The organism is Halobacteria archaeon AArc-dxtr1 (assembly GCA_025517425.1).
GTDB lineage: Archaea > Halobacteriota > Halobacteria > Halobacteriales > Natrialbaceae > Halostagnicola.
This window is the reverse complement of sequence record JAOPJY010000001.1, coordinates 586,973-605,376: the sequence shown is the minus strand read 5'-3', so window position 1 is coordinate 605,376 and position 18,404 is coordinate 586,973. Positions and strand designations below refer to the sequence as shown.

The window sequence follows — 18,404 nt, the reverse complement described above, 5'->3', positions numbered from 1 at the left end:
GAAGCAGACCCAGAGCGCTGAGGGTGACGACAACGTGCAGGACGCCGAGCAGTCCACCTCGATCGATCAGGACAGCTCGCAGAGCGCCGATGGCGACGACGACCAGGATAGCAGCCAGGACGCCAAAACCGACCAGAAGCAGACCCAGAGCGCTGAGGGTGACGACAACGTGCAGGACGCCGAGCAGTCCGCCTCGATCGATCAGGACAGCTCGCAGAGCGACGACGACCAGGATAGCAGCCAGGACGCCTCGATCAAGCAGACGCAAGACCAGACGATCGAGGACAGAGATGGCGTAACGCAGAAGTCCGATCAGGACGCCTCGATCAAGCAGACGCAAGGTGACGACCAGGACGGTGACCAGTACGCTTCAGTTGAACAAGACCAGTCCCAGGTAGCGGATGACGACAGTACGGTGCAGAGCCAGTCGTCTACCTCGACTGTCACCCAGATCGGTTCGGGCAGCCAGTCGGTAACGTCTTCGCAGAGCCAGTCGCAGCTGGATGACGACTAATCGGCGACATTGCGGACGCCGATAGTACCGCATTAACTCTTTTTTGATGCAGAAACGCACAGAGTCAGTTTCGAGCCGTTCCTCACCGCACCACACAGTTGCAACTGGTCTGAGTTGGATTCAAATGCTGTTACAGGCAAGCGACCGATCGCAATAGTCGGCTACCGTCGAAACGATTCGTTCCATTAAAGATCGAATCCACTAACGGTCGGTCTTACGAGCGAGCCGTCGCACCGACTCCCCGACGACGCCCAACTCACCAATGACGACAGAACCCACGGACCGACGAATCGGAATCGTACTCACAATCGTGCTTGCAGTCGTGACAGCTATTGTCGCCGGCACAGGGGTAACTGCCGTGACCGATAATTCGACCGACGGTGCCGAGACAAACGCGTCGAACGCCACGAACGAGACTGCGTTCCCGTGGGGCACGGTGTTCTACGAGATCGACGCCGAAACCGGCACCACTGACGTCAACGTGACAGTCGAAACCGACAACGACGTCTCGCTCTCGGCGACGACGGCCGAGACGACAACCGAGCTAACCGACACGGAGCCGAACACCGAGACGGAACGTTTCGCATGGGGAGTTGTAACATCTACGATAGATTCAGACACCGACGCAATCGACATCGAGATAGTCGTCGATGCAGCGGACGACGTCTCACTCTCCGTGACGGTGCTCACCGACGGAACGGTCCAAGAGTCGGCGACGATGATCACGTCCTCCGACGGCGATACAAACGTCTCCCAGTCGACGAGCGTCTCCAGCTCGTCGGTGATGGCGAGTTCGTCGAACAGTTCCCAGTCCAGCACGAGCGTCTCCCAGTCGACAAACGTGACGAACGGCGAGTCGATCGAAATCGAGATCGAATCCGACGAGAGCTAATCCGACGAGAGCTAATCCCCAACACGTCACGTTCTATTTCCGGATCACCAGCTAACGGACAGACTCGACTCAGGAAACGTCCTGCCACCTCCCCGTCGCTGTGACACGGTTCTCGTCGATCGTCACCGACTGCTCGTCGGCGGAGGTCCCGAGCAGTGTCTCGAGTGTGGGCTCGTCGGGCTCCTCGATCAGGGCGGCGAATGCGCCGGTGAAGTGCTCCGACTCGTCGACCGCAAGTGAGGAGACGACACCGTCGGCGGTCGCCAGTGCCTCGAAGTCGGCATCTGTGTCCACCGCCGCAGGCGACGTGTCAGGTCCGCCGTAGCTCCCAAACACGAAATCGCCGTGGCCAGCGGTGTCGGCGAGCCAGGCGAACGACTCGGAGTCGGTCGTTGCCCGGTCGTGGTCTCCGACAGCCGCGTCGATCGCCGTCTCTAGAGACGAGAGCGCATCGACGTTCGCGCCGAGACCGGCGTAGAAGACGGCGGCATCCTCGCTGACGGCGACCGCTGTCTCGCCGTCCGAATAGAGGTCGTACGAACCGTGTTCGACCACTCGTTCGAGCTGGCGTTCGACCGATTCCTCCGAGTCGCGGGTGAGCCGCTCGTCGAGTTCCGCGATATCCAGCGTCCCTTCGACGACAAACACCTCCGTAGTCAGCAACAGTTCGTCCCCGTTTGACTCGAGTGGTGTCGAGGGATCGTCCCCTACGAGACCAGTCAAGCCATACTGTGGGAGCACCAGATCGGCATACAGGACAGTTCCGGTTAGACCGGTGGCTGGATAGACCGCCATCGGATCCTCCTCGAAATCGATTGGCTCATCCCCGATATCGTCCATATCAGGAGCGAGATCAGAGTCATCGGCTGCATCTGCTTCGTCAGTAACGAGAGCGGTTATTGTCGACCAATCGACGTAAGCAAACCCAACCGTCTCGTCGGTGCCGAGAGTGAGCCACCGAGTATACTCGGAAAGTTCGTCGGAGCGAGCTGCCCTCGCACTGGGTGTTCCGCCGGCCTGCCCAGCAATCCCTCCGACCGCCGTTGCACCTGCGAGTGCGAGCATGTGTCGTCGGCTAATCATCGATTGCAGAAACGGCTTCAACATGCATATAACGGGTTCCCTCGCCCACTGTTTGGTGACTCTCACTCGTCCTTAGAACCGCGCTAAGACGCTGTCCAGCAACACCTGAAGTACTGAGATCGTTCGGTACACAGAGCAAATTCGTTATCGCGGTGAGAATATGAGGTCGGAGGGATTGTGAACCACGGTCGCAGCAAGCTGCTCCCTGGTTCAAATCCCACCGAATGACGTACCTGTCGCTCGCGAACTTGCTCGCAACAGAAGTATGGGGTCGGAGGGATTTGAACCCCCGATCGACTGATATCTCCGGTGCGCCTCGGAACTCCAGAGGGTCATCACACGGACACTGATCAGGTGTCCGATCAGTATATCAGTCTGGAGTGTCGTCCCGGGCGCGGTGCCTCTGGAGTCAGTCGCCATGCCTGGCTTGGCCACGACCCCTCGTGCCTTCGTTGGGTGATCCCACCTAAAGCCGTTACGATTAGAGCCAGGGAGCGCGGGTGGGTTCGTCGCCGACCCTGACGCCGTCGGCGTCCTCGTCTCGGCCGGAGTGGGGGTCCGCGTCCGCCTCGGAGCCACCGCCAGCGTCCGAGCCGTCGCCATCGGCGAGTGCCTCACTGGCGCTCTCCCCGTCCGGAGAGAGATCGATCGAGAGCACGGCAGCGATCAACAGCGCCGCCAGCGGCGCCTGACCGAAGGCCATCCCGAGCAGCGACAGGGGGAGCAGCCCCAGTGCGACCGCGCTGCCAAAGCGGAAGCGATCGATATCGATGTAGGTTCGGAGGTACGGACCGCCGACGGCGACCGAAAGCGCGAAGCCGACCCCGACGCCGGCGGCGAGCACGGCGTTTGCCACCAGTCCGACGTCCGTTTCGAGGACGAACGCGGCTCCCGAGGGATCGATACTTGCGAGCAGTCCGAGCGCGATGATGATCCCCGGGCTGGGGATGTACTCGCCGACGGTCGCACTCGCGGTGTGGGCCGCGATGGCCGCGATCACGAGCGCCGCGAAGCGCTCGAAGATCACGATGTTGAGGATGCTCCCGATCGACGGCGCCAGCGCCGCCTGCACGGCCGCGATGGCGATCAGTGGGATCCCGATCAACAAGACCGTCGCAGCCTGCTGGCGCGGCGTCCCGCTCATCTCCGCTAAGATGACCGCGACGGTCGCGCTGCCGCCGAAGATCAGTAGGCCGACCTGAATCGCCCCGAGGGGATCGTCGAGCGCGCCCGCGAGGATCAACGCGGGGAAGACGCCGTCGATCAGCGGCAACGCCATCACGAGCGCCAGTAGCTTGGCGTCGTCGTCTACCAGTCGCTCTAGGCTAAGCGCGACCGGATGCTGTGACGTGCTCATCGATTACGACCGATGGCCGTGACCCGGGGCCAGTGGGTGATGTAACAGACGAGACCGGGAGCTGCGTGCGGACCGCGTCCCGTTCTGGCCGGCTGTGAGTGCGTTCCCGAATGTAAATGCGGTCTCGCCACTGCAGGGCGTCCGACCACCGGTTCGGGAACTGCTGGTACTCACAGCGTACATACTCGAATGGACTCTCGCGCCAGCAATAAACGTTGTGTGGGACACGGTTGCAGATGGCCTGCAGACGTCAGCCGGTAGTGCACATTTTCGAACGCTAGTGTACTCATGTCCCGCCGTAGATTCCAGATCTCCACTTGCGGCGGCGTGGAAACGGCGCCGGTGAACCGGTCAAACGATCGACCAGAAGGTGGCAGGAATCAGCCCGGCGTGTGGTGGTGGATCTCACGACTCGAATCCGATCGACGGCGATAACACGCAACGTTTTTGGCCAGCGGTTTCGGACAGTTTACATGGCGAACGACGTTCCCGAGCACGGGCCCTACTCCTCGAAGCTACAGATCCCGGAAGCGTTGACCTTCGACGACGTCTTGCTCCGGCCCAAAGAGAGTCGTGTCGAACCCGACCAGGCCGACCTGACGTCCCGCGTTTCGCGGTCCGTCGAGGTCTCGGTCCCGATCCTCTCGGCGGCGATGGATACCGTCACCGAGAGCGGGATGGCGATCGCGATGGCTCGCCACGGCGGTCTCGGCGTCCTCCACCGCAACATGACCGTCGACGAGATGGTCGAGGAGATCGAGCGCGTCAAGAGTGCCGACGAGCTCATCATTCCTCTCGACTCGGTCGTCACCGCAGATCCCGAGATGACCGTCCGCGAGGTCGACGAGATGATGATCAGACAGGGCGTCGGCGGTGCGCCGGTCGTCAACACCCGCGGCGAAGTTCTGGGTATCATCTCGAGTACGGACATCCGACCCCACCTCGAAGTCAACGAGGACGACCCCGTCACGGCGGCGATGACCGACGAGGTCATCACTGTCGACGAGGAGATCGACCCGCGGGACGCCTTCGACCTGATGTACGAACACAAGATCGAACGCGTTCCGGTCGTCGACGACGAGAACCTCCTCGTCGGACTCGTGACGATGCAGGGGATCCTCCAGCGCCGCGAGTACAAGCAGGCCGCCCGCGACGAGAACGGCAAACTTCGCTGTGGCGTCGCCGTTGGGCCGTTCGAGACCGATCGCGCGGTCGCCGCCGACGAGGCCGGCGCTGACGTGCTCTTTATCGACTGCGCTCACGCACACAACCTGAACGTCATCGACGGCGCCCGCGAGATCAAGGAGTCGGTCGAGGCTGACGTCGTCGTCGGCAACGTCGGCACCCGCGAGGCTGCCGAGGACCTGGTCGACTTCGCCGACGGCATCAAAGTCGGCATCGGCCCCGGCTCGATCTGTACGACCCGGATCGTCTCGGGAGCCGGGATGCCCCAGATCACGGCCGTCTCGCAGGTCGCAGACGTCGCGAGCGAACACGACGTCCCCGTCATCGCCGACGGCGGCATCCGCTACTCCGGCGACGCGATCAAGGCGATCGCCGCCGGCGCCGACGCCGTCATGCTCGGCTCGTACTTCGCGGGCACCGAGGAGGCCCCCGGTCGCGTCGTAACGATGAACGGCAAGAAGTACAAGCAGTACCGCGGGATGGGGTCGGTCGGCGCGATGAAATCGGGCGACGGCGATCGGTACCTCAAAGACGATCCCGAGGACGAAGAGGAGTACGTCCCCGAAGGCGTCGAGGCCGCGACGCCGTATAAAGGCACCCTCCAGTCGGAACTCCACCAGCTCGCCGGTGGGATGCAGTCCGGGATGGGCTACGTCGGGGCCGAGACGATCCCCGCGTTCAAGGAGCGATCTGAGTTCGTCCGCGTCTCTTCGGCCGGGCAGGCGGAAGGCCACGCCCACGACGTCGTCATCACTGACGAGGCACCGAACTACTCGCCGGCCGACGAGTAAGTTTTCGCCACCTTCTGCTTCGGTTTTAGCCGCTTCTTTCGCAGTTGGCTCGAAGAGAAACGCATACCTGCGTTCGCTCCCGAGTTCAGAACGTGAACCGCCGCAGGCTACTCGGAACCGGAGGGACGCTCGCGCTAGCGGGGCTCGCCGGCTGTCTCGACGACTTTCGCGAGCACTTCGAGGGATCGGTCGGCGTGCCAATCCCCATCGAAATCTTCAACGCTGGGAGTCGAACCTACAACGTCAATTTAAACGCCCGCGACAGTGAGATGGACCGAGAAACCTACGACCAGTCGTTCTCGGTCAGACCGGATGAACAGGTCGGGCCAGGAAACTTAGAGGGAACCGAACAGCAGTTCCGCGTCACCCGGTTCGACGACAGCGACGATGGCGAGGACCTGGTCGAAGCCGGAACCGTCACAACAGAGACCCAGCTGGTTCGGATCGTCTTCGACGACGACTCTCTCGACCTAGATATCAGAGTGAGGGAGCCGGACGATGAGATCGAAGATGCCACGCCCGAAACAGGTGACAACGAATCCACCGAGAACGGCGACGACCCCATTGACGAACAGTAGCGTCCGGTTCTCACGGGGAATTTAGAGGCAGAGGTTCGTATTCAGAGGCGACTTAGCTGCGTTTTTGGCACGTTACGGGTACGGATGGTACGACCGCTCGAGCCGTGGCTCGAATCCGAGTGACTCGGGGACGGTTCGCGCACGACCACCGAAGAACGGATCACCGGTAAACAGCGGCTGTGCCTCGGGAACGACGACTCGCACCGCCTCGAAGCCAGCGGAGGCGACGTCCCGCGTGGTCACCCGGGCCGCGTAGGGGGTCAGCCCAGCGTCCGTCGCCCGCGAGACGAGCGCGGAGAGCCCGTCGGTACCGGTCGGTGCCGGCTCCGGTCCGACGCTGTCTGCTGGAATTGTTTGCTCGACAGCGACGAGTTCACGAACTGGCTCCGGGAAGGTAGCGTACTCGCCAATCTGTCCGGTCCCCTCGGCGGCGTTTTCAGGGCCGATACTCCGGAGCTCCATCCAGTTCTGGAGTGCTTCCTCCAGGGCGGAGACGGCCGCCGCCGCCGCGTCGAGATCGGCGGCCGACCCCATCGCGAACCGGGGCCACGCGTCCGTCTCGTCGTCCCCGCCGACTGCGTCGTCAGGATCGCGGTGGACAGCAACCGCAACGACCGGCACGTCGACGTCTTGGGTGACGAGCAGCGGCGTCACCGACAGCCCCTCGCTTCGGGCACGGCGGGCCAGTCGCGAGAACGACTCGTGCTCGACCGCGAGGCCGAGCGGCTCGTACGTCGAGTACCACGCGAGCATGGTCGCGTCTCGCTCGATGACTTCCGTCAGCCCCGCGCGAACGGCGTCGACGGTCGAGGACCCGAGCCCCAGACCGGTCGTGATCGCGGGCCGGAATCGCTTCCCGGGCGGTGGGAAGTGGACGGCGTCGGCCGGTAGGTGAGCGGGCTCGCCGGTCGCGAGCTCGATTCCGTCGACCCATCGGATCTCCGTTTCGGGATCGAACGCGCGGGCGTCATCGGGTCGGACGAGCTCCGTCGGTGTGACTGGATTCTCGAGTTCGTCGGCACTCGCCCGAACGAAATCCGAGTCTCGGTAGACGCCGGCACAGTAGCGCTCGAGGCCCTCGCCGACGGCTTTCATCAACGCGGCGTTCCAGCCGTCGGCGACGCCCGCCGACTGCGTCGTCGCGCTCGCGTCGCTGAATCCTTCCGTCTCGGTCAGCGTCGCCATGTAGTACGGCGCGGGGAACGACTCGGCCTCGCCGACGGAAGCGACGGGACCGAGTCGGGAGTCGATCGCTAGCTCGGCGTGTGAGACGGCCGCCTCCAGATCGAATGCGTCGTCATCCACGAGATCGAGCGACCGGTCGCGGCCTCCCGACGCACAGTCACAGTGGGGTACCGGGAGGAGCCGTCGCCTGGCGTGGGGCACCTCGCGGACGTGACCGAGGATCGACTCGTCGGCTCCCGAGAGGACGCGGACGCACTCTCGACCGGCGACCGCCCCCGCGAGCCGGGCAGCGCTCCGGTCCGCTGTCGGCTGTGTCGGCTCCTCCTCGCCGAGCCCCGAGGCGACTCGCGTCCGGAGACACTCGAAACACGCACCACCTGGGGCGTAGCCGGAGACGGCGGCGTCGACGTCGGTGAGGCCGACGCCCCCAGCGCCGCCGATCTCGACGGCGATCCAGGGCGTGGCTCCCTCTCTCGCGGCGCCGTTCGCCCGTTCGAACGCCTCCGAGCCGGCGACCCCGGAGACGATCGCAAAGCGGGCGTCCTCGACGCCCTCCGGGTCGGTGTCTGCGACTTCGATGTCGACATCCTCAAGCGCGGCGGCGACCGCGGCGGAGACTGGATCGTCGCCGACGACGTGTACCTGCATGCGCGGACAGTCACGCGCAGATGGCAAAAACGTCGCGCTCGCGGAAGGGAGTCACGTCGTAGAGAAACGTCGCCGGGACGATTACCACACCCACTCAGCGGCCGGATTCACCATCTGCATCCGAACGCGTCTCGGAAACGTTGACGGTGGCATCGTCCGGCATGTCCTCGCCCTCCTGGATCGCCTGTGCCTCCTGTTCCATCGCTTCGACGTCCATTTCGGTCTCCTCGATCTCGCCGATGATCTCGGCGATGTCGTCGAGACCGATCAGCTCACGCGTTTCATCGTCGAAGTCGAGACTCTCGAGTTGATCGTCGTCCTCGCTGACGTCGCTACCGGTGAGGTGCTTGCCGTAGCGGCCGAGCATCGAGGAGAGCTCCTGTGGGAGGACGAATGTCGTCGACTCGCTCTGGCCAATCTCGGTTAGCGTCTCCATCCCCTGGTCGATCACCGCACGCTCGCCCATCGACTCAGCAGATCGGGCACGCAGAACGGTCGAGATCGAGTCACCCTGGGCTTCGAGAATCTGGCTCTGTTTCTCACCTTGGGCGCGGATGATGTCACTCTGCTTGTCACCCTCGGCTCGCTCGACGGCGCTGCGGCGTTCACCCTGCGCTTCGAGAATCATGGCACGGCGTCTGCGCTCCGCAGAGGTTTGTTCTTCCATCGCGCCCTTGACGTCGCGCGAGGGTGTCACTTCGCGGACCTCGACGGACTCGACGCGAATCCCCCACTCATCGGTAGGCTCGTCTAACTCCTGGCGGATGCGCTCGTTGATCATTTCGCGTCGGGAGAGCGTGTCGTCGAGTTCCATGTCCCCCAGCACGGCTCGGAGCGTCGTCTGGGCCAGGTTCGAGACGGCTCGCTTGTAGTCGTCGACCTCCAGGAACGCCCGTTTGGCGTTCATCACCCTGATGTAGACGACGGCGTCGGCAGTCACCGGCGAGTTGTCTCGGGTGATCGCCTCCTGACTCGGGACGTCGATCGTCTGGGTTCGCATGTCGAACGTGTGGACGCGCGAGACGAACGGCGGGACGATGTTCAGTCCCGGCTCCAAGAGCTTCCGGTACTCCCCGAAGATCGTGAGCGCGCCCTTGTTGTACGCGTCGACGATCTCGACCATCGACCAGATGACGGCGACGGCGACCACGAGCACCAGCGCGCCAACGAGCAACACCGGATCACCGAGTTGCAGCTGTAGCGGGACAATCGAGAGCATCATCATCGAACCTACGGATTCCGGCCGAATAACTCTTGGCCGGGGAACGGCGGTTCTTGGGGCCTCCTGGTGAGAAAAGTAGTCCCGGTGGAACTGACGGGCCACCGCTGGGATCAGTCGCGCTCGTCGAGGCGTTCGAGCACTTCGGTCGCGTTCTCGACGGCGGCCGCTTTCTTCGCCGGGTAGGCCTCGACTTTCGCGCGGAACGTGATTCCCTCGCCGAGGTGGACCTCGCCGCCGAAGGCCGCCTGCTTGTCCAACCGGAGGAAGAACTCGCAGTTCTCGGTTACGCGCTGGTCTAACTCCGCGACGAGTTCGTCGAAGGTCTCGAGATCGGCGAGTCGCGAGAGGACGTGGCGGACGTCGTCGGCGTTCTCGAGACGCGCCGAGAGGACGAGAATGCGGTCGCCGTAGTGGCCCTCGCTCTCGACGCGTTCGATCTCGTACTCCTCGGGAAGGTAGGTCCGGAGGGCGTCCTCGACGCGCTTGTCGTCTTCCGTCGCGTAACAGAAGGTTCGCAGGTCGACGTAGTGAAAGGGAATCCGTGCCATAGTGGGGGTTGAGAGGTCGATTCGCCCGTTCGGTCCGGACGTTACTCCTCGTCTGCGTCTTCGGCGTCCTCACCGTCACTCTCGTCGGCTTCCTCGAGGGCGTCTTCGGGAACGCCGGTCTCCTGGCCGTCCTCGAAGCTGATCGTGTAGGTGACGTCGCCGAACATCGACTCCATCGTCTGGGTGACGGTGCCGACCTCGCCGTCGAACTCGCTGTGCTTGTCGTCCAGAACGACTTGGTCGTCTTCCTCGAAGCTCATAGCCGATAGTTCCCCGCCATCGCCTAAAAAGGGACTGATTCGACGCCTCGCCGAACGGGTGCGTCGGGAGGTCGGATCCGGCGCCCAACGACGATCGCTTCCGCTCAGGCCTCGCCCAGTTCCTCGAGCAGCGTCTGTGCGGCCGCTGCCGAGGACTCGGGGCCACGAGCGGTCACGAGGTCGCCGTCGACGGTAACGCTCTCGTCGGCGTCGAGTTCGGCGTCCCAGTTGCCGCCGGCCGCTTCGACCTCGTCTTCGACCCGGTAGGGGAGTTTCCGTCCGGTTGGCATCCGGTCGTCCTCGTCGACGATCTCGTCTTCCCACGCGTTCGGAAAGCCGGTGACGTCGTGTCCCTGGACGAGGAACGCACCGTGGCTGTCCCGGGTGAACGCCAGAATGCCGACCGCGTGGCAGACGACTAGGGCCTTCCCGTCGCCCTCGACGACGTCTCGGAGGATCGCCCGGGCGTGACTGTCTTGGTTGACGTCCCACTCGGTGCCGTGGCCACCGGGGAAGACGACGGCGTCGTACTCGCTCGCGTCTGCCTGCGCGGTGGGGATCGGATCGTTCAACCGTTCGTCGCTCTCGTGGACCTCGCGGACGCGCTCTGCGGTCTCCTCGCCGACCTCGTCGGGGTCGACCGAGGTCTCGTCGAGCTCGGGCGGACCGCCCGAGGGAGTCGCGACCGTAATCTCGATACCTGCCTCTGAGAGCGTCTCGAGCGGCTCGATGCACTCTTCGCCCCAGTATCCCTCTTCGCTGACGATAAACAGTGCTCGGGTCACGTGCGGGCTTTGGGCCGGTCGGCAAAAAGGGCCTCACCTGCAGGCTGCCGTGTGGACGCCCCGATCAGGGTACTGTCACCGCTCAGCCGGAAAACGCCTCGCTTGCGGAGGTAATCGGCAACTCGGTTCCCAGTCCCTGCTCCCGAGCGCGTTCGTAGAGGAGATTCGCCGCAGCTACTGTCTCGATCGCCGTGCCGCCGCTGTCGAAGACGGTAATTTCCTCGGCGCTCGTCCGTCCCGGTTCGACGCCGGCGACGACCTCGCCGAGTTCGGCGTGGACGTGGTCGTCTGCGACGACACCTGCCTCGAGAGCGGCGAGGAACGAGCCGGCGTCCTGGTCTACCCGCGCTCGCAGATCCGGAACGTAGGTCGCACGCTCGATCGTTCGAGCGTCTAGCTCGCGCTTTTTCGGATGGTACTGGCCCATCGCGGTGACGTGTGTGCCCGGCTCGAGGTCCGCGCCGTCGAACACTGGATCGCTGGCGGTCGTCGCCGTAACCACGACGTCAGCCCCCGAGACTGCCGCCGTGCTCGAGTCGACGGCGTGGACGTCGGCCGCCAGTTCCGTCGCAAACGTTGCGGCGAACTCCTCGCGGTGCTGTCGGGTCGGCGAGTAGACCCGAACGGTCTCGAACTCGCAGACCGTCGCGGTCGCCCGGAGCTGACCACGGGCCTGTGGCCCACTCCCGATGACTGCGAGCGTCGCGGCGTCCTCGCGGGCCAACGCGTCGACGCCGACGGCACCAGCCGCACCGGTTTTCAGCGGGTTCATCCGCGCGCCATCGAGCAACGCGAGGAGCTCGCCGCTCTCGGCGTCGAACAGCGGCGCGACGAACCAGGCGTCCGATTTCCCGAACCCCGCAGAGTACATGTAGCCGCCCATTGCTCCCATCTCGGGAAGGATCGCCCCGTAGGCGGTCAGCATTCCGCCAGGGTCGGACTGAAACAGCGCCGATCGGGGCTTTGCGGGCGCGCCCTCGCCGCGCTGTCGGTAGGCGTTGCGGACGGCATCAACGTACTCGGCGGGCGTCGCGAGGCCGGAGATATCGTCGTCAGTCAGAAACAGGGTCTCGGTCACGGCCAAGACAAGGAGACGAAGCGCAGAAAACCTTACTCGGTGTTCATCGGCGGGCGGGCCGTATTCTGCCCATCGCGCCCGTCCATTGGCGCGTTGACGAACATCGCGTGGCCGATCAAGGCGATTGCGACTACCGAGGCGATGGGTACGGCAGCTGTCATCGAGATACCGACTACGGTGAGGGCGGCAGTGATGCCGAGCAGTGCGACTGGGATCAGGCCGAGAACAATGTCGTAGTATCCAGTCATAATCTATACTATCATATGTGGAATAAGCATATAAGCGTTTTTCATAATCGCTTGATACTGGATTTGTCTACCACCCGTATTTGGAGTGCTGGATTTGTATAACTTATGAAGTGGATATTTGTGACTAACGGGCGCAAAAATCCACGGCGAAGCGTATTGATCAGAGTGAGTGACCGATCAACTGACTCGGAGAGAATCCCCTAAACCCGAGTTTGTGTGTCTGTAGGCGGGGTTTGCAATTCTTGCCAGATATGACCGGTTCCACAATAATTATCGTGGAGATTAATTCGGCCGGTTTTCGACTGTATCTGAGTCGTGATATATTCGAGATCGTATATGGATTTGAACGGGCAATAGTTCAATCGACAACCACTCGGCACCGAAAGATTGTGCTAACGGCCCACACTGCTGATCCGTTCGAAACCGCTGGAGTCTCGGGTCGACTCCGTTCACAGGTCGGTCGTCAGAATCTACAGTAACCGAGTGCCTCGGCGGTTCCCCGACGGAACTCACTCGTTTCGTGTCGCAAACACCGCATACCCAACCCGCCAGGCGAGGAGTGCGACCAGCCCGATACCGGTCATCACGATGCCAAATGGGTATGCGACACCGCCCTGTATCTCTGGCGAAGACCGAACCAGGAGGCCGATGTTGGCCGCCGCGATCCAGCAGACAGCCGTGAGGCGAGCGGCACTGATCGGGTCAGCGTAGACGTGCCGGCGGTAGACGCCGCCGAGGAGCGCGATGGCGAGCCAGCCGAGCAGAAAGGGAAGCGCCGTCTCCGCGGCGCCCGCCGGATCCGAGAGCGGATCGCCGCCGTGGTGTACGTGGCCGTAGAGCACCAACCCGGTCAGCAGTGCGACGTCGACGACTCCGAGGACGATCGCCTCGCGGCCGCCGTCTCGTTCGAGTACCGATCGAACACTCATACGAACAGTCGGGATCGCACGCCTATTGCAGTCCCGGTTTGTCGGCGCCTGTACGCCGCGGACGCGTTATAGTGGTTTGACGAGAGCCGCGAGCGCGGCGGCCGGGTCGTCGGCCTTCGCGACGCCGCTGGCCAGCAAGACGCCCTCGGCGCCGAGGTCGGCAGCAGCCGTGACGTCGTCGCCCGTCGAGATGCCCGCCCCACAGAGGACTGTGACCGAGTCGTCGACCGACTCCGCGGCCGCGACGGCGTCTCGGACGACGTCGGGATCGGCCTGACTCACGGGCGTCCCCGTACCGATGAGTTCCGGGGGTTCGACTGCGACCGCGTCCGGACCGAGCGCGGCCGCCGCCCCGATCTGGGCCGGGTTGTTCGCACAGACGACCGTCTCCAGCCCGGCTCGCTCGGCAGCCTGGACGCCCCCGTCGATCTCGGCGAGCGTCAGCCGGCGCTCGGAGTGATTGAGCAGCGTACCCACGGCGCCCGCGTCGGCGACGCTTTCGGCGAGGGCGTGGCCGGTGTTGCTCCCGTGTTCGATTGCGTCGACGTGTTGGGCCCAGGTCTCGACGCCCGTCTCGGCGACGCGTTCGAGGTGGGCTGCCTGCGGTGCGACGGCGACTCTCGCGTCGGTCTCGTCGGCGACGTCGCGAACCGCCTCGGCGACGGCGACAGGATCACACGGGTACGTCTTCAGGTTGACGAGGACGAACATACAGGAGAGGGGTCTGCCGACAGGAAATAGGTTTCGGCGGGCGAACCGCTCGAGACGACCGACTGGATGCTCAGTCCTTCCGTTTGACGACGTCGCCGAGGGTGTAGCTTCCGGAGGAAGAGCCACCCTCCCACTCGGTGTCTCCGCTCGAACCGCCCTCACCGGTTAAACTGATCTCGAGGAACCGCTCGAGTTTTGACTGGACGCCGTCGCTGGGTAGCGTGTCACCACGCTCTAGCTTGCGGATCAGGCTGGCTTTCTCGTTTAGCTCGTTAGCCAGATCCGACTGGCTGAGCCCTTTTCCTTCTCGTGCGCGACGGATGCGGCCGTCGTAATCCGCGACGAGTTCGTCCATGTCGTCGAACATATCCGAGCGGCCACCGGAGCCACCGGAGCCCGAAGAGCGACTCGACGACCCCGTTGAGCCGCCAGTCGAGCTGGATCCGCTACTCCCCGAACTCGAACTCGTCGAGTATTTCGTGGACGTGCTCGATCCGGAACCGGGCTGTCTGACTTCGGTACCGAAGTCGGTACAGTTCGAGCACACGTCCAGCTTCGCGCCCTCGACTTTGATGGTCTTCGGGGACGACGTCTCGGCGCCACACATCTCGCACTGAACCATACCCGGCTCTATATCGCGGCGACTGATAAAGCATGCGGCGCCTTGCCAGCCAGTTCGGCTCAGTCGAGCGCCGTCCAGGAGTAGAAAAAGCGCTGGAGGGCGGTCAGGTGGCCGACGACCGCCAGGAAGACCAGCAGCCAACCGATCAGCGTCAGCCCGCCGACGGCATCACTGAACGGGTAGGCAAGAAAGCCGACGATTCCGATGATCGCGAGGCGGTCTGCTCGCCCGACGAGGCCGCCGTAAACGCGGTCTAAACCCACGGCCTGGGCCTGGGTCCCCAGGTAGGAGGTCATCAGCACGCCCGTCACCGCGAGCAAACCAAGGAAGTACTCGTCGACGCCGGCGGCCAGGCCGGCGATCAGCACGATGTCGGCGTACCGATCGAGGACGTGATCGAGCAGGTCACCACCGGGCGATGCGATTCCTTGTTCGCGCGCGAGCGCACCGTCGACGATGTCGAGCCAACCGTTTGCGAAGACGAGTGCGGCCCCGACAGCGTACCATACCGGGTGAGCCCGGCCACCGAGTAGGAAGGCGACGGCGGCCCCGACAGCCATCAGGAACGCGATCACGCTCACCCCGTCGGGCGTCATGCCGATTCGGTCGAACCCCTTGACGAAGGGGTTCAGAAACCGCGAGACGTAGGGTCGAAGCTGATCGAGGGTCACGAGAGATACCCCACGAAGTCGACGGTTCCCGCGCTCGGCTCCCGCTCGCCGGTGACGACCGTCGCCAGCGCGTCGGCGACGTCCGCCGGGTCCCGATCGGTGGTGTCAATCTCGTAAACGGCCTCGAGCCCGTGGCGCTCGACCGCCTCCGCGAGTACGACGTCGAGTGCCTCGCTCTCGGCGTTCTCGGCCGCCTTGGCCTCGCTCTCACCTCGCTCGAGCAGGCGCTCCTCGAGCTCCTCGGGGTGACACCGGAGAACGACTACGCGGTCAGCCGGGAGGTGGTGGGCGAGATGTGACTCGAGAAGGACGTCGTCACGGTCTGCGAAGCGGTCGTCGAGCGCCTCGAGGTCTGCGACCTTGCTCTCGCGCTCCGCGTCGACGTCGGTGTACAGCCCCTCGGATTCGAGGATCTCGTTGACGTGGACCACGTCGAGGTCGGGCAGTTCGGATTCCGGCCCGAGTCGATCCGCAAGCAGTTCGGTCGCGGTGGTCTTTCCGGTTCCGGGTGTGCCGGTGACGGCGACTCTCACGCGTCGCCCACCCCCGCGGCGTCGGTATCGCCGATTCCCGACGCGAGCACCTCGTTTAGCGTCTCGACGGCCCGCTGGGTTTCGTCCTCGGTGCCACAGGTGATCCGGATGCAGCCGGGCAGGCCGAAGCTCGTGCAGTCGCGGACGATGACGCCGCGCTCTTGCATCGCCTCGGCGACCGCGTTCGCGTCGCCGACTGCGACGAGGACGAAGTTGCCCTCGCTGGGCCAGACGTGGGCATCGATCTCAGCCTGCATGTACGCGCGGGATTCGCAGGCGGTCTCGACGGTCCGACGGACGTGTTCCTCGTCGCCGAGGGCGGCCATGCCGGCCCGACAGGCCAACTCGCTCGCCGCGAACGGCGTGTTCACGCGAGCGTAGGCGTCGGCCCACGGTTCGGGGACGATGGCGTATCCGAGGCGGACGCCGGCCAGACCGTACGCTTTCGAGAAGGTGCGTAAGACGGCGACGTCGTCGCGAGCCTCTGTCTCTTCGACCGATCCGGCTGCACCGTCACAGCCGTCGATCAGCCCAGCGGCGCTCTCGACGTCGGCGAACTCACCGTAGGCCTCGTCGACGACCACGAGAGTCTCGTCGTCGGTTTCGGCGGCGACCTGTCGAACGTCCTCGAGCGGGACGGTCGTCCCCGTCGGATTGTGTGGACTCGTGAGGTAGACGATACGCTCGCCGTCGTACGCCGATAGGACGGCGTCTGCGGTCTGTTCGAAGTCGTCCTCGCGTTCGACGGGGTAGGTCGCAACATCACCGTGATGGAAACGTGCGCTCATCCCGTAGTAGGCAAAGCCGGGGTCGGGAACGAGGATTTCGTCACCCGGTTCGAGCGTCGCTCGGTGGAGATAGTCCAGGGCACCGTCGCCGCCGTTTGCCAGCCAGATCTGCTCGCTCCCAACGTCCCACTCGCCGGCGATAGCGGCCGTGAGATCGGCGTGGGCGGCTTTGGGGTATGAGCTGACGGTGGCAGAAGTCTCACGAATCGCGACGGTGGCAGCGGGCGATGGCCCGTGGGGATTTTCGTTCGAGGCGAGCTTGACGAACTCGGCGGGGTCCCGGTCGAGTTCGCGGGCGACCTCCTCGATCCCCCGGCCAGCCTGGTAGGCGACGTGGTCGGACAGATCGCGTGGGTTCATACGCCACTCCAGTTGGTCCCGAGTCTTAAGCGTGCTCACCTATCATCGGTCCGTACCCCGGTTGATACCGGCGGCTGGCTCGACGGGACTGGCACTGACTCGGAGTGCCGATACTGAAAGCTATGTGGGTCTCGAGTCCCTCCGATACGGTATGCAAGAGAACACCGATGTGCTGGTCGTTGGCGGCGGTGCGACCGGTGCCGGAATCGCGAGAGACCTCGCCCTTCGGGGCCTTGACGTGGCGCTTGCCGACCGCGCTGGGCTCGCCGCAGGCGCCTCCGGAAGCTCCCACGGGCTGCTCCACAGCGGCGCCAGGTACGCCGAGGCAGACCGTCCCGGCGCCGCCGAGTGTCTCGAGGAGAACCGCATCCTCCGGCGGATCGCCAGCGCCTGCATCCGCGAGACCGGCGGCCTCTTCGTCCAGTTGGCCGACGACGATCCGGCCTACTTCGACGAAAAGCGTCAGGCCTGTGAGGAGATCGGCATCCCTGCCGAGGAGATAGACGGCGACGCGGCCCGCGAGCGCGTCCCTGGCCTCGCCGAGACCGTCGAGCGCGCGATGGTCGTCCCCGACGGCGTTGTCCTCCCCTCGCGGCTCGTCGCCGCCAACGCAGCCGACGCCCGCGAGCACGGTGCGACGATTCGTACTCACGCGCCGGTCACCGACGTGACGGTCGCCGACGGGCACATTCAGTCAGTCTCGCTTGGCGGCGAGGACGGCACCACCGTCGAACCGGCGTACGTCGTCAACGCGGCCGGCCCCTACGCTGGAGCCGTCGCCGACCTGGCTGGACTCGACGTCGAGATGCGCCCCACGCGGGGCGTGATGGTCTCGGTCGAGTACGAGGGTCTCGGGCCCGTCCTGAACCGGTGTCGCGACCCTGACGACGGCGACATCGTCGTCCCCCACGAGCGCGAAGTGGTTCTGGGGACGACGAGCGTCCCGGTCGACGATCCCGACGACTACGAGACCGAAGACTGGGAGATAGACCGGACGACCGAGGAGTGTGCCCGGATGCTGCCCGCGGTCGCCGACGCGACCGTCCGGCGCTCGTGGTGGGGCGTTCGACCGCTGTACGAACCCGACGAGGCGAGCCGCGACGCCCGGGGCATCTCGCGAGGGTTCTTCCGGCTCGATCACGCCGACGATGGCGTCGAAAACTGCTGTACCGTCGTCGGCGGGAAGCTCACGACCTACCGGAAGATGGCAGCAGAAACCGCCGATCTGGTCTGTGAGCGCCTCGGCGTCGACGAGGAGTCCTCAACCGCCGACCGACAGCTGTTCGGCGCAGACGACCCCGAGAAGCTCGACGGCTTCGTTGCGGAGTTCGACGGCCAGGGGCCGACGGACGCCGATCTGGTCGGAGAGAGCGGGGGCTGAATCGGCTCGTTTCGATGGCGAGAAGTCTCCGATCA

The 18,404-nt window shown here is 64.6% G+C and carries 20 protein-coding genes and 1 tRNA gene; 5 read left to right on the top strand and 16 right to left on the bottom strand.

Annotation, left to right across the window (positions count from 1 at the left end; all coding sequences use genetic code 11):
- Both OB905_03120 and OB905_03115 read left to right on the top strand, forming a co-directional pair.
- Positions 1–514 (top strand): hypothetical protein (locus OB905_03120; GenBank protein ID MCU4924977.1); only part of this gene is annotated, 514 nt, incomplete at its 5' end.
- A gap of 262 nt (positions 515–776) precedes the next feature.
- On the top strand, positions 777–1,406 hold the full coding sequence (locus OB905_03115) for a hypothetical protein (protein ID MCU4924976.1): 630 nt from the start codon (positions 777–779) through the stop codon (positions 1,404–1,406).
- A 69-nt stretch (positions 1,407–1,475) separates the two neighbouring features.
- On the opposite strand, the gene OB905_03110 is transcribed toward OB905_03115, so the two are convergent.
- The 3 genes from OB905_03110 to OB905_03100 all read right to left on the bottom strand — a co-directional run bounded on the left by OB905_03110 (position 1,476) and on the right by OB905_03100 (position 3,846).
- Positions 1,476–2,489 carry a hypothetical protein gene (locus OB905_03110; GenBank protein MCU4924975.1) on the bottom strand — a complete coding sequence of 338 codons (1,014 nt, stop codon included), beginning with the start codon at positions 2,487–2,489 and terminating at the stop codon, positions 1,476–1,478.
- 266 nt (positions 2,490–2,755) lie between these two features.
- A tRNA-Trp gene (locus tag OB905_03105) sits at positions 2,756–2,930 on the bottom strand.
- A 40-nt stretch (positions 2,931–2,970) separates the two neighbouring features.
- A complete protein-coding gene (locus OB905_03100; GenBank protein ID MCU4924974.1) occupies positions 2,971–3,846 on the bottom strand; it encodes a DUF5794 domain-containing protein in 876 nt (291 codons plus the stop codon).
- Positions 3,847–4,319: 473 nt separating this feature from the next.
- On the opposite strand from OB905_03100, the gene guaB reads away from it, so the two are divergent.
- A complete protein-coding gene (guaB, locus tag OB905_03095; GenBank protein MCU4924973.1) occupies positions 4,320–5,822 on the top strand; it encodes an IMP dehydrogenase in 1,503 nt (500 codons plus the stop codon).
- A gap of 92 nt (positions 5,823–5,914) precedes the next feature.
- Positions 5,915–6,400, top strand: coding sequence for a hypothetical protein (locus tag OB905_03090; GenBank protein MCU4924972.1), 486 nt, complete (start codon positions 5,915–5,917; stop codon positions 6,398–6,400).
- Positions 6,401–6,472: 72 nt separating this feature from the next.
- On the opposite strand, the gene OB905_03085 is transcribed toward OB905_03090, so the two are convergent.
- From OB905_03085 to hisC, 13 genes are all read right to left on the bottom strand, one after another.
- Positions 6,473–8,233: a YcaO-like family protein gene (locus tag OB905_03085; protein MCU4924971.1), complete on the bottom strand. Its 1,761-nt coding sequence runs from the start codon at positions 8,231–8,233 to the stop codon at positions 6,473–6,475.
- 94 nt (positions 8,234–8,327) lie between these two features.
- Positions 8,328–9,458, bottom strand: a complete 1,131-nt coding sequence (locus tag OB905_03080; GenBank protein MCU4924970.1) for an SPFH/Band 7/PHB domain protein — start codon at positions 9,456–9,458, stop codon at positions 8,328–8,330.
- Positions 9,459–9,565: 107 nt separating this feature from the next.
- Positions 9,566–10,003, bottom strand: a complete 438-nt coding sequence (locus OB905_03075; protein MCU4924969.1) for an RNA-binding protein — start codon at positions 10,001–10,003, stop codon at positions 9,566–9,568.
- Between the two features lie 41 nt (positions 10,004–10,044).
- Entirely contained in the window at positions 10,045–10,263 is a 219-nt protein-coding gene (locus OB905_03070; protein ID MCU4924968.1) for a DUF1918 domain-containing protein, read from the bottom strand.
- A gap of 104 nt (positions 10,264–10,367) precedes the next feature.
- Positions 10,368–11,048: a type 1 glutamine amidotransferase domain-containing protein gene (locus OB905_03065; protein MCU4924967.1), complete on the bottom strand. Its 681-nt coding sequence runs from the start codon at positions 11,046–11,048 to the stop codon at positions 10,368–10,370.
- Positions 11,049–11,130: 82 nt separating this feature from the next.
- Positions 11,131–12,126, bottom strand: a complete 996-nt coding sequence (locus OB905_03060) for an ornithine cyclodeaminase family protein (GenBank protein ID MCU4924966.1) — start codon at positions 12,124–12,126, stop codon at positions 11,131–11,133.
- Between the two features lie 32 nt (positions 12,127–12,158).
- A complete protein-coding gene (locus OB905_03055) occupies positions 12,159–12,374 on the bottom strand; it encodes a hypothetical protein (protein MCU4924965.1) in 216 nt (71 codons plus the stop codon).
- 509 nt (positions 12,375–12,883) lie between these two features.
- The gene (locus OB905_03050) at positions 12,884–13,303 is read right to left on the bottom strand and encodes a DUF3054 domain-containing protein (GenBank protein MCU4924964.1); all 420 of its coding nucleotides are present in this window, start codon (positions 13,301–13,303) and stop codon (positions 12,884–12,886) included.
- 66 nt (positions 13,304–13,369) lie between these two features.
- A complete protein-coding gene (tpiA, locus tag OB905_03045) occupies positions 13,370–14,014 on the bottom strand; it encodes a triose-phosphate isomerase (protein MCU4924963.1) in 645 nt (214 codons plus the stop codon).
- A gap of 70 nt (positions 14,015–14,084) precedes the next feature.
- On the bottom strand, positions 14,085–14,636 hold the full coding sequence (locus tag OB905_03040) for a multiprotein bridging factor aMBF1 (GenBank protein ID MCU4924962.1): 552 nt from the start codon (positions 14,634–14,636) through the stop codon (positions 14,085–14,087).
- Positions 14,637–14,695: 59 nt separating this feature from the next.
- On the bottom strand, positions 14,696–15,307 hold the full coding sequence (locus OB905_03035) for a CDP-alcohol phosphatidyltransferase family protein (protein ID MCU4924961.1): 612 nt from the start codon (positions 15,305–15,307) through the stop codon (positions 14,696–14,698).
- Complete coding sequence (locus OB905_03030) at positions 15,304–15,840, bottom strand: AAA family ATPase (protein MCU4924960.1); 537 nt, start codon at positions 15,838–15,840, stop codon at positions 15,304–15,306. Before OB905_03030 ends, OB905_03035 begins: the two co-directional genes overlap by 4 nt.
- Positions 15,837–16,988 (bottom strand): histidinol-phosphate transaminase, encoded by a 1,152-nt coding sequence (gene hisC / locus OB905_03025; protein ID MCU4924959.1) that lies wholly within the window; start codon positions 16,986–16,988, stop codon positions 15,837–15,839. The genes OB905_03030 and hisC overlap by 4 nt, the downstream gene beginning before the upstream one ends.
- Before the next feature lie 151 nt (positions 16,989–17,139).
- Between hisC and OB905_03020 the strand changes: the two genes are divergently transcribed.
- On the top strand, positions 17,140–18,369 hold the full coding sequence (locus OB905_03020; GenBank protein MCU4924958.1) for an FAD-dependent oxidoreductase: 1,230 nt from the start codon (positions 17,140–17,142) through the stop codon (positions 18,367–18,369).
- Positions 18,370–18,404 lie beyond the last annotated feature (35 nt).